The sequence below is a fragment of the Actinoalloteichus spitiensis RMV-1378 genome, from assembly GCF_000239155.1.
Taxonomy (GTDB): domain Bacteria; phylum Actinomycetota; class Actinomycetes; order Mycobacteriales; family Pseudonocardiaceae; genus Actinoalloteichus_B; species Actinoalloteichus_B spitiensis.
The window spans coordinates 1-1703 of sequence record NZ_AGVX02000581.1 but is presented as its reverse complement, the minus strand read 5'-3'; the positions used below and the strand labels follow the sequence as shown (position 1 = coordinate 1703).

Annotated in this window: 2 protein-coding genes; both read left to right on the top strand. The window is 70.8% G+C overall.

Features of this window, described 5'->3' with window-relative positions; translation table 11 throughout:
• The first annotated feature begins 106 nt into the window (after positions 1 to 106).
• Positions 107 to 778, top strand: coding sequence for a response regulator (locus tag ACTIDRAF_RS0222045; protein ID WP_016700877.1), 672 nt, complete (start codon positions 107 to 109; stop codon positions 776 to 778).
• A 242-nt stretch (positions 779 to 1020) separates the two neighbouring features.
• Positions 1021 to 1584, top strand: a complete 564-nt coding sequence (locus ACTIDRAF_RS0222040) for a dihydrofolate reductase family protein (RefSeq protein WP_016700876.1) — start codon at positions 1021 to 1023, stop codon at positions 1582 to 1584.
• The last annotated feature ends 119 nt before the right edge of the window (positions 1585 to 1703 follow it).

The following is a 1703-nucleotide window of genomic DNA, read 5'->3' as shown; positions in this document are numbered from 1 at the left end:
GGGTGGTGGGGATGCGGGAACGGGCCGAAGGCGTCGGTGGCCGTTTCACCTCGGGGCACCGCCCCGGACGCGGTTTCCAGGTGGCGGTGACCCTGCCGGTGGCTCCGTGATCAGGGTGTTGGTCGCCGATGACCAACCGCTGATCCGGGGCGCCTTCCAGGTCCTGCTCGACCGGGAACCGGACATCGAGGTGGTGGCCCAGGCGGGCAACGGGTTGGAAGCCGTCGAACTGACCAGGCGGCACCGCCCGTCCGTGGTCCTGCTCGATGTCCGGATGCCCCTGCTGGACGGGATCAGCGCGGCACGGCGGATCATCGCGGATCCGGAGCTCGCCCCGGTCAGCGTCGTGATCCTCACCAACTACGCGTTGGACGAGTACCTCTTCTCCGCGCTCCGCGCCGGTGTCAGCGGATTCCTGGTGAAGGACTCCGAACCGGCCGAGTTGATCCACGCGGTGCGGGTGGCCGACCGGGGCGACGCGGTGCTCGCGCCATCGGTCACCCGGCGTCTGGTCGAGGAGTTCGCGGCCCGGCCGCCCACCCCGGCCCCACCACCCGAACTCGACGGGTTGACGGTGCGGGAACGACAGGTCCTGGCACTCGTGGGCGCTGGCCTGTCCAACGCGGAGATCGCCCGGGAGTTGACGATCAGCCACCTCACCGCGAAGACCCACGTCAGTCGGATCATGACGAAGGTCGGGGTGAGGGACCGGGCCCGCCTGGTGGTGCTGGCCTACGAGTCGGGCCTGGTGGTGCCGGGCCGTCGGATCTCCGGCTGACCCCCGGTTGGTTCGCCGGAACAGGGGTAAGGAGGGGGACGCGTTGCTCGCGGATGCCCTGGGTCGCCGGAACCGTCGTAGGGAGCTGGTTCACTGCGGTTGGTCGCCGTGCGCGCTTGCGGCGGCCCCCCTGCCGGGCCAGCCGGCTCATCCCGCGGGCTCTCCGGCGGTCGCGCCCTCCCGGAGGTTCGTTCCGCGCGGCCGGCGGCCTCTCGCCCCACCACTCATGAGAGGACCTCGTTGTGCGCAGGCTCAAGCTTCAGGTGCAGACGACCGTTGACGGCTACCTGGCCGGTCCGAACGGCGAGATGGACTGGATGACGTTGCCCTGGAGCGAGGATCTGAACGACTACGTGAAGACCCTCATGGCACCCGTCGACCACATCATGCTCGGACGCCACCTCGCCGAGGGCTTCATCCCCACCTGGGCCGCCAACCCCGATGGCGAGACCGAGGAGACGGTCGCCTGGATGAACGACACTCCCAAGACCGTCGTCTCCAACACCCTGACCGAGTCGCCGTGGGAGAACGCGGTGATCGCCGGTGGCGATCTCGCGGCCGTCGTGCACCGGTTGAAGGACGAGCCGGGCGGCGACCTGATCGCCTACGGCGGCGCGACGCTGGTGTCCGGCCTGATCGGGGGTGGGCTCGTCGACGAGATGCACCTGTTGGTCAACCCGGTGGCGATCGGCGCGGGTCTTCCCGTCTTCCCGCCGCTCGCCGAGTACCAACGGCTGCGCCTGGTCACAGCCCAGCCGTTCGACTGCGGGATCACCGCGCTGCGCTACGAGCCCTCCGCCGGGTGAGGCAGCCGGGTGCGGAGCGGGAGCTGACCGTTCCCATCTCGGGCGGTGCCCGGGCCGGGAGCGGGGGACACGGGTGGGGTGACCGGAGAGGCGCTCGGGTCGGGTGGGGGCGCACCGGG